The organism is Janthinobacterium sp. ROICE36 (assembly GCF_002869965.1).
Taxonomy (GTDB): Bacteria; Pseudomonadota; Gammaproteobacteria; order Burkholderiales; family Burkholderiaceae_D; genus Janthinobacterium.
In genome coordinates, this window is sequence record NZ_PEBS01000060.1 from 24,429 (window position 1) to 33,876 (window position 9,448).

General features: G+C 65.1%; 5 protein-coding genes. All 5 read left to right on the top strand.

Annotation, left to right across the window (positions count from 1 at the left end; genetic code table 11):
- Nucleotide 1: 1 nt before the first annotated feature.
- The 5 genes from CSZ94_RS20980 to CSZ94_RS21000 are packed head-to-tail and all read left to right on the top strand — an operon-like array spanning nucleotide 2 to nucleotide 9,300.
- The gene (locus CSZ94_RS20980; RefSeq protein WP_180977555.1) at nucleotides 2-1,615 is read left to right on the top strand and encodes a DUF2138 family protein; all 1,614 of its coding nucleotides are present in this window, start codon (nucleotides 2-4) and stop codon (nucleotides 1,613-1,615) included.
- The gene (locus CSZ94_RS20985) at nucleotides 1,615-2,286 is read left to right on the top strand and encodes a DUF1175 family protein (protein ID WP_102123310.1); all 672 of its coding nucleotides are present in this window, start codon (nucleotides 1,615-1,617) and stop codon (nucleotides 2,284-2,286) included. The genes CSZ94_RS20980 and CSZ94_RS20985 overlap by 1 nt, the downstream gene beginning before the upstream one ends.
- 14 nt (nucleotides 2,287-2,300) lie before the next feature.
- Nucleotides 2,301-6,848, top strand: coding sequence for an alpha-2-macroglobulin family protein (locus tag CSZ94_RS20990; protein ID WP_258001123.1), 4,548 nt, complete (start codon nucleotides 2,301-2,303; stop codon nucleotides 6,846-6,848).
- The gene (locus CSZ94_RS20995) at nucleotides 6,848-8,542 is read left to right on the top strand and encodes a DUF2300 domain-containing protein (protein ID WP_102123305.1); all 1,695 of its coding nucleotides are present in this window, start codon (nucleotides 6,848-6,850) and stop codon (nucleotides 8,540-8,542) included. The genes CSZ94_RS20990 and CSZ94_RS20995 overlap by 1 nt, the downstream gene beginning before the upstream one ends.
- A gap of 29 nt (nucleotides 8,543-8,571) precedes the next feature.
- On the top strand, nucleotides 8,572-9,300 hold the full coding sequence (locus CSZ94_RS21000; RefSeq protein WP_102123306.1) for a YfaP family protein: 729 nt from the start codon (nucleotides 8,572-8,574) through the stop codon (nucleotides 9,298-9,300).
- The last annotated feature ends 148 nt before the right edge of the window (nucleotides 9,301-9,448 follow it).

Consider the following 9,448-nt stretch of genomic DNA (forward strand, 5'->3'; position numbering starts at 1 on the left):
GGTGAAAAAAGTACGCAATAAAAAAGTCCTGATCGGGGCGCTTGCTGGCGTGGCGCTGGTGGCGGCCGCGCTGGTCGGCTACCGCGCATTTGGCTGGGGCGCGATGGGGCCGGTCAACAGCCTGAAACTCGATTTATCCCGGCCCGATGCGCTGGTCCGCACGAAAAGTCTGTCGACCTTGCCGCGCGACCTGCTGACGGTGCCGTTGGCGCGCGACGTGCTGCGCGAGGATTTCCTGTTCTATTACGAGCAAAGCGAAGACCGGCTGGGGCTCAAGGGCAGCCTGCGCCGCATCGCCTACGAACATGAACTGGGATGGGGCGACCAGCTGCTGCGCATGGTGCTGGACCAGCCGGCGGAAGTGGCCTTGTGGCGCGACGCCGACGGCTCGCTCAAGCATTTCGCCATCGCCGTGTCGCGCAGCCAGTTGACGCGTTTGCTCGAGGAAGCGGGCAAGATCGCCTTGAAGGATACGCAAATGCGCGTGGCCGGCAGTTTGCGCGTCGATGGTGGCCAGGTGCCCGTATACGCGTTGAACTATGCCTATCAGCGCACCTTGCTGTTTGCCGCGCACGGCCAGCGCCTGGTCATCCTGTCGCATCCCGGCATGCTGTATGGCGGCAGCGATGGCAAGCATGGCGATGGCACGGCCGAGAAAACCGTGGCCAGCCTGCTGGCGCCGGAGCTAGCCAAACAGAACGTCTTTCATGCGCAGTTCCATCTCGATAACGCCGCGCCCGATGGCCACAGCATCGCCGTCAAGGCGGACTTCCTGTCGTTCGGTTACCAGCCCTTCTTTGGCGCGCTCGAAGCGCTGCGTTTCGATTTTCAGCAGGGCGCCTGGCAGTCCAAGGTGCTGCTCAATGCCGACAAATTGAAGAAAGTTGGCGAAAAGGGCGGCTATGACAGCAGCGCACTGTGGCCGCTGTTGCCGCACAATCCCAGCGCCTGCTTCAGCGTGCCGGTCGACTGGACCGCGCTGCAGCCCGTGCTCAAACGCCTGGGCAGCAAGACCTCCGAGCCGGTGGTGCCGCTGGCCGAACACTTGCAAGGGCCTGCCGCCGCCTGCTGGTACGGCACTTCACGCCTGCATACGCCGGTTTTTGTTGCCACGCGCAGTGCGCAGGCCGGTGATGACGCTGTATATGGCAGCCTGTTCGAGGCGGCCATCGGCGGCAAGGACCCCGTGCGCAAGACTACCGGCAAGGATGGCGTCCTTCGTTGGGAGCGCAGCGTCGCCACGGCCCTGGGCCAATCCACGCCGGCGCTGGCCGTGGCTGGCAATACCGTCGTTTTTTCCGCTGATGGCAAGCTGGTCGACCAGGTGCTGGCGGTGCGCCGCAAGCAGGCGCCGGCGGCCAGCGACTTGCTGCCCGATGGCGCGCGCACCATCGGCCTGATCGCGCCGGCGTCGCTGGCCCGGCTGATCCAGCTGGAAGCCTTCGATACCTTGCCCGCGAATAAAGAACCGGTACTGCGCGCAGCCGCCAACGAACATCTGCTGCCGCGCCTGAACGCCTTGAAAAAATATCCGCCGCTGCGCATGGTGCTCAAGCGGCAGCCAACTAGCGGCACGTCATGGGAAACGCTGGAATGGCAGGAGACTGCGCGATGATGGTGTTGCAAGCGCGCCGTGCCGTCTTGCGCTGGCTGGCGGGAGGGGCTGCCGCTGTAGCCTTTCCCCATGCCTGGGCCCTGCGCGCGATCGCCGAGCCCCAAGTGCAGCTGTCGCAGGCCCAGAGCCGCGCCTTCCAGGCCTGGATGCTGCGCATCGTCAACGCGCAGATCGAACGGGGGCCGTCGCCGCGCTGGACGCACCGCGATTGCGCTGGCCTGGTGCGCTTTGCCGTCAACGAGGCATTGACCGTGCATGACGCGAAGTGGCTGCATGCGAATGGCATCGCCAGTGACCGGCGCCTGCCGCCCGAGCTGGACCTGGATGCCAGCCAGGCGGCCTTGCGCAATCGCTGGGTGCAAACGGGTGGCAAGGTCGGCCACTTCGTCACGGCGCTGGCGCTGGTGCAGCACAACAGCCGTTTCATCGCCCGTGAGATCAGCCAGGCGCTACCCGGCGACCTGCTGTTTTTCGACCAGGGCGACGAACAGCACCTGATGGTCTGGATGGGTGCGCGCATCGCCTACCACACCGGCACCGTCACCCCCGACGACAATGGTCTGCGGACCGTCGATATCAAAGAACTTACGAGCTGGAAGGACACGCGGTGGCAACCTGTGGTCAACAATCCGAATTTCGCCGGTGTGTTCCGGCTGGCGTTTTTGTCATGAAGCCGATTTTTCTCATGAAACTGCTATTTGCCAGCTTGTTGGCGTTGGTGCTCATTGGTGGTGCTTCGGCGCAGGAACGTGAACCGAGCAATTACAGCACCTTCAAGGGCGAGCCCTTTTTCCTGCTGTCGGACGCCAGTTACGGCAGCACCGACGAGTCGCGCGTGCGGCTCGAGGTGCCCGGCCGCGACATGGGACGCATGAACCTGGAAGCGTATTCGGGCGCCGACATCGTCATCTACCGCGTGCCCGAGCCGATGGAATTTTTGAAAAAGCAGCGCAATCTGCACCGCATCCAGGTCGAGGGCAATTACCAGGGCGAAGGCCTGGCCAATACCTTGAGCTTTCTGTGGGATAGCTGGTGGAAGCAGTCGCGCCTGGCCTGGCGCAAGCTGTTTTCCGGCGAGGCGCGCCGCGCGGTCACCAAGGAACAGCCGCAGCTGGCCACGAAGGACGCGATCCGCCGGCCGACCGTGTTTGCCAACCATCCGCAGTACAAGCCGATCAAGGGCATGGAGCTGGTCGACAGCTTCCGCTATCCGATCTGGCAAGCCAAAGCCATCGCCCCGCCGAAAGGCGTCAAGCTCGATGGCTCCAGCAGTGACTTCATCGTCGCTGGCGCCGGCAATGTGATGATCCCGCTGGGCAAGCGCAAGCCGGGCTTGTACCTGGTCGAGGCGATCATCGGCGAGCACCGCGCCACCACCCTGGTGTTCGTGTCGGACACGGTGGCCGTCACCAAGGTATCGTCCGGCCAGATGCTGGTGTGGACAGCGCGGCGCGATACCAGCGCCGCCGTGGCCGGCGCCAGCGTGGCGTGGACCGACGGCACCGGCGTGCTGCAATCGGCTGTGACCGGCGCTGACGGCGTCGCGTCGCTCGAGCGCGGCAGCCCCGAACACACGTATGTGCTGGGCCAGGACCGCGCCGGCGGCGTGTTCGTGTCCGAGAATTTTTACTATGACAGCGAGATCTACAACACCAAGATTTATGCGGTGACCGACCGTCCCTTGTACCGGCCCGGCGACGAGGTCAACGTCAAGTTCCTGGGACGCGAATTTACTTCGGCGCGCGCATCGCAAGCCGCCGCCGCAGCACCGATAGTGCTGAGCGTGCTCAATCCGAACGGCACGCCGCTGCTGACGCAAACGCTGCAGCTAGCAAGTGACACGGGCGCCGAAACGCGCTTCCGTTTGCCTGCAGAAGCGACGGCGGGCGGCTATGAACTGCGCTTCAACTACAAGGATGGCGTGTATGGCGCGGCCTTCCGCGTGGCCGAATACGTCAAGCCGCACTTTGACATCAACGTTCAGACAGCGAAACCGGAATTCAAGACGGGCGAGCCCGTCAAGGGCAGCATCGCGCTGCGCTACCCGGATGGCAAGCCGGTGAAAAACGCGAAAATGACCTTGTCGTTGCGCAGCCAGCAAAACACCATGGTCGAAGGCGAATTGCGTTACGGCGGCCTGTTCCCCGTGGCCTTGAAGACCGAGGAAGTGACGAGCGACGGCAGCGGCAATGTGGACTTCACCTTGCCGCCCGCCGCCGATCCCTCGCGTTACATCTTGACCGTGCTGGCGACCGATGGCGCGGCCTACCGCGTCAAGGCGACGCGCGAGCTGATGATAGAACGCTCCAGCAGCAGCTACCAGTTGAAGGCCACGCGCCAGTTTTCCGATCCGGGCCAGGCCGTACATTTCGACTTGCTGGCCGATGCTCAGGGCGCGGAGCGCCCGGTGCGACCGGTGCGCTGGGAGATGGTACAGCTGGAAAAACAGAGCAAGACCGAGGGCGCTTTCGATCCGGCTGCCAAGGGCTGGGACGTGACGTTCCCGGCCTCCGGCTCGTATCAGCTGGCGCTGCGCGACGAACGCGGCAACCTGCTGGCCGCCGCCAGCCACTGGGTCGCCGGCGATGGCGTGCAGACGACGCCGGGCAGCATCGAGATCGTGCTGGACCGTGCCCGCTATCGTCCGGGCGACACCGCCGAGGCACTGATTACCTTTTCCGACAAGGTCGACCAGGCGCTGTTGACGCTCGAGCGCGACAAGGTGGAGCACTATGGCTTGATGGCCGGCGCTGCTGATTGGTACCAGGCGAAGCGCGTGGCGCCGCGACAGTGGCGCGTGCGCATTCCCGTCAGGGAGGAACATGGGCCGAACATGACGTTCTCGGTGGCCTACACGCGCAATGGCGACTTCGTGTTCGAGAACGCCGGCCTGCAAGTGATCGAGCCGCGCATCGCGCTGCAGTTCAAGAGCGACAAGGAGGTCTACCAGCCCGGCGAGAAGGTGACGCTGGACGTCAAGGCCACCCTGGACGGCAAGCCATTGAGTACCTTGGTGGCGCTGGGCGTGGTCGATGAAATGATCTATGTGCTGCAGCCGGAAATCGCGCCGGACATCGGCGATTTCTTCTACCATCCGCGTCGCAACAACGTGCGCACCACGGCCAGCCTGTCCTTCATCAGCTACGACATGGCGCAGGGGCGCACTGCCGGTGCGCCGGCGCGCCACAACTACAACGAGCGTGGCGTCAAGGTGCTCGAACGTCCGCGCCGCGACAATATCGATACCGCCTACTGGGCGCCATCGCTGAAGACCGACGCGGATGGCAACGCACGCGTGAGTTTCAGCATGCCCGATGCACTGACCCGCTGGAGGATCACCGGCCGCGCGATGGATAGCCAAGGTCGCGTGGGCCAGCGCACCGCCTATCTGCGGTCGGACAAGAACTTCTATGCCAAGTGGACCTCGCCGGACTGGATGCGTGCCGGCGATGCACCGCGTGCCTCGGTGGCCGTGTTCAACCAGACGGGCAAGGAACAGGCGCTCGACATCATTCTCTCCGGCGGCGCGCAGCCAAAGACGGAAAAACTGTCCGCCAAGCCGGGCGTGAACTATGTCGAATTCCCGCTCGCCCCAGGGGCCGGACCTCTGCGCCTGGAAGTAAAACAGAACGGAAAACTGGTCGATGCGCTCGACACGGCCATGCAAACCTTGCCCGCCGCCTGGAGCAGTCCGCGCTCGCTGGTGCTGCCGCTCGATGGTGCCACCGGTGAACTCGCGCTCAAGCTGCCGGCGGACGCGCGCAATATCCGCGTCTCGTTCGCGCAGGGCGCTGCCAGCCACTTCGCGCGCATTGCCGACGACCTGATCGACTATCCGTATGGCTGCGTGGAGCAGACGGCGAGCCGCTTGATTCCGCTCGCGCTGGCCACGCAAAGCCTGGGCCCGGACGCCGGCGCGACAAGTGAAGGCCTGCAAACGCTGCTCACGGCGCAGCGCCTGCGCCTGGTGTCCATGGCCGGACCGAACGCCGTCTTCGGCTGGTGGGGCAATGCCACGGCCGGCAATGCTCTGATGACGGCCTACGCCTATTACGCCGACTGGTACGCGGCGCGCGCGCTGCACATCGAACTGCCGCCCGAACACTGGAACAAGCTGCTGGCCGTCTACAGCGAACATGGCTTGAAAGATGCGATGGGCGACCGCGCGCTGGTGTTGTGGATGGCGCGCGAGATGGGCTTGCCCACGCAGACGCTGGCCGCCGGCCTGGTGGATGACAGCGCGCTCGCCGTATTGGGCGGCAAGCCGCGCCTGGCGGGCGACAGCGGCAGCCTGCTGCTGGGCGCAGCTCCTGATCGCGAAGCGCAAGCGATGGCTTTGGGCCTGGTGGCGCTGGTCGCCAGCCAGAATGGCATCGCTTTGCCGCATGGGCTGCAGTTGCAAGTGGCCAGCGCCTGGCAAGTCTTGCGCGAGTCCAAAGCGCCGGTGGCGCAGGCCTTGCTGATACTGGCCGGCGAAGTGCCGCCATCGCAGGCCGACGCGGTGCTGGCCGGCGTGCGCGCCGAAATGCCGACCCTGGACCGCGCGATGACCTTGCTGTGGGTGCAAAAGAAACTGGGCGGCGCCTCTTTCGGCAAGGGACCGGCCGTGGCGCTGGACGGCGCCTGGCAAAAACGCGACAGCCGCAGCGGCCAGCCGCTGTGGCGCTGGACCGATGCCAGGAGCATGCCGGACAAATTGCGTCTCGCCGCATCGACTCCGGCACCGGCCGGCACGGTGGCCGTGCTGCAGTACGACAGCCATGCCGCCGAAACGCAAACCTTGCCGGTCACCGTCGAACGGCGCATTCTGCGCATGAAGCAAGGGAAGGGCGGCTACACGACGGAACTGGTCAAGCCGGGCGAGGCGTTCAGCACGGACGCGCTGTACCTCGATGAAATTACCTTGAAAGCAGCGCCCGGCGCGAAGCACCGCTTTGGCTTGCTGGAAGTGGCGCTGCCACCCGGCGCCATGGTCGAATCGACCACCTGGGGCATGGTCATGGCGGGCGACAAACCGGCCGCGCTGGAACGCGCGCGCCACACGGAGCGCCGCGACGGTTATGCCGTGCCAATCGAGCCTTTGGCCGGCGACGTGACTGTGCGCCATTTGCTGCGCTTTGCGCAGAAGGGCAGTTATGTGCTGCCGCCGACGCGCTTTTACCGTATGTACCAGCCGGAGCAGAAAGCCTTCGAGGGCGGCGGCAAGACCACACGCGCGCTGAAGGTCGAGTGATGCGCGTAGCACTTCCTGCCTTGATGGCGACCCTGTTGCTGACCGCGCCTGCTTGGGCGCAGTCATCGTCAAAATCGCTGGATGTGGCCTGGTGGCGCGATGGCAAGACGGAAGTGCGCCAGCTGCGCCAGGGCGGCGTGGCCCCGCCGCCGTTTGACGGCACGCGGCAAGTGCCGCTGGCCAGTCTGTGGAAGCTGTTCGTGTATGTGTATGCGACCGATAACAAGCTGGCGATGCCGGACTATCGCTGCGGCGGCCGTGATCGTGAAGAAGTGTATTGCTGCGATGCGGGCCAGAGCATCGGCCACGACGCGGCACTGGCGCAGTCCTGCGGCCTGTTTTTCTCGCCCAGGCGTCTGATGATCGCGCCGGCGCCGTGGCGCCAGTACTGGACTGGCCGCCTGGGTACCGCACTCTCGGGCGATTTTGCCTGGCTGGCCAACCCGGAACAACTGGCGCCGGCGCGCACGGTGCGCCTGGACAGCCTGCTGCGCGCGCTGGACAGCATCCCGGCCGCCAGCCGCCAGGAAGCCGAAGCGGCGCTGCTGCGCGTGGTGCTAGATGGACGCGCTGGGCGCGGTGCCGGTACGGCGCGCTGGTTCGGCAGCCAGTTGCGCGTGAAGACGTATTCCTGGCACCAGGCGGGTGGGCGGATAGGCGGCGCGGCCGGCTGGCTGGCCGATGGCACGCCGATCTGGTTTGGCGGCGCGGGTGGCAGCAGCAATGTGTTCGAGCAGTGGGCGCCCAAACTTGCCGCCAGTCTGCCGCCAGTGGGCGCGGTCGACGATGGCGGCTGCGTGGTGGTCGATTACTTCAAACGCTATCCCATTCGCGCCGTGCGCGGCGAGCGTGGCGTGGCCGTACCCGGGCCGCTCAATGGCCGCTACCATGTGCAGTTCGAGAATGGCCAGAACCTCGCCTTGCGCAGCAGCGGCGAGTTGATGCTGGTACAAGAGACGGGCGGCCGTCCGCAATTGCGCGGACGCTTCGGCGTCAATGAATATGTGGCGCGGGTGCTCGACCGCGAAGCGAGTGCTGGCGAGCCGGAAGCGGCCAAGGCGCTGGCGATTGCCGCGCGCACCTATTTGCAGCAAAACGCAGTGAGCGTGGCAGGCTGCCAGCAGATCGTCGATAGCAGCGCGACCCAGCGCGTCAGTCCCAGTCCTGCCACGCCGGCGGCGCTGGCGATTGCGCGCTGGACTGACCAGTTGATCGTCGATGGCGTCACCGTCCGTTACCACAGCAACTTGCCGTCCGAGGGCACGATGGCGTGGAGCGAGACGGTGCGGCAGGCCAAACAGGGCAAGTACTATGATGAATTGCTGGCGGCAGCCTACCCGGGCGGCGCGCTGAGCACCGTTGGCAACACTGGCGCGCGTTGTCGGCGCCTGGCGCAGAACGAGGATTGGCTGGCGCGGTCCGTGCCGCGCTGGCAGCGCGTGCTGCTGCGCGAGGCCGGTTACGAAGCGCCGGCACAAGCGCCGCTGGTCTGCGCCCTGTCCAGCGGCGCGCCGTATTCGGAACAGTCGCGCAACCGCATCTTCATGCGGCCGCTGGCCACGCGCGAAGACCGCATCACCTTGGCCCATGAGTATTTACACCTTGGCCTGCGCCGTCATCCGCGCGGCCAGGACGAAGAATATGTCGAGCGGATGGCCCGTCGGCTCGTCGACCTTAACCTGGAGGCCCTGTGAGTTTTTATATCCGTTGCGCGATTCCACTAATGGTATTGCCACTCTGGGCGCAGGCCCAGGTCACCATCGATGCACCGAAGGGCGGCTGGCGCAATTCGGCTGGCGCCCGCGAGGACTATACGCAAGCGGTCAATTACCCCGCCGCGTCGGTCAACCTGCAGCCGGGCCAGGCCGAGACGGCGCAGATAAGGGGGCGTATTGCCGGCGCTATCAAGGGCAAGCCCGCCACGCTGGTGGTCAACGGCGTGGCGATGCCGATGGAGGTGGGCGAGGACGGCAGCTACGGCCGCCCCTATGGATTCGGCAGCGGCTCGAACAGCGTGGAAGTGCGTTCGCCGGATGGCCGGAGCCGCGCGCGCACCCAGTTTGTCGACAGTTACCAGGGCAAGACGCAGGCGCGCTTGCGTATCGTGCTGTCGTGGGACAGCGCCGGCACCGACCTCGATCTGCATGTGGTCACGCCGGACGGTGGCCACGCCTGGTATGGCAATCGCGTCTTGAAAGATGGCGGCGCGCTGGATGTGGACGTGACTACCGGCTATGGCCCGGAAATCTTTTCCAGCGCCGCGCCCCTGAAGGGCAACTATCACGCCTATGTCAATTACTACGGCAGCGGCGAGAACACCTCCATGCTGACCGTCGCACGCCTGTCGATCATCACCAACGAAGGCACGCCGCGTGAAAAGCTGCAGAGCTTCCAGGTGCCGATGCGGGCCGCTGGCGAGCTGACTTTGGTGAAATCGTTTGTCTTGCCATAGTGGCCGAAAATGGCGCAAAAATAGCCCTTGCAGGGCGTGCGTGGCAGGGCTATAATTCGCCCCCTCGCTGAACGATGCATGCAAATGCTGAATGAGGCGGGTAAAAAAGAAGGTTGACGAAATGCTGAAAAAGCTTCATACTCTTCCT

What these genes read in the sequence shown, in the direction of transcription:
- CSZ94_RS20990 (WP_258001123.1), top strand. Translation starts at nt 2,301, where the DNA reads ATGAAACTGCTATTTGCCAGCTTGTTGGCGTTGGTGCTCATTGGTGGT.
- CSZ94_RS20985 (WP_102123310.1), top strand. Translation starts at nt 1,615, where the DNA reads ATGGTGTTGCAAGCGCGCCGTGCCGTCTTGCGCTGGCTGGCGGGAGGG.
- CSZ94_RS21000 (WP_102123306.1), top strand. Translation starts at nt 8,572, where the DNA reads ATGGTATTGCCACTCTGGGCGCAGGCCCAGGTCACCATCGATGCACCG.
- CSZ94_RS20995 (WP_102123305.1), top strand. Translation starts at nt 6,848, where the DNA reads ATGCGCGTAGCACTTCCTGCCTTGATGGCGACCCTGTTGCTGACCGCG.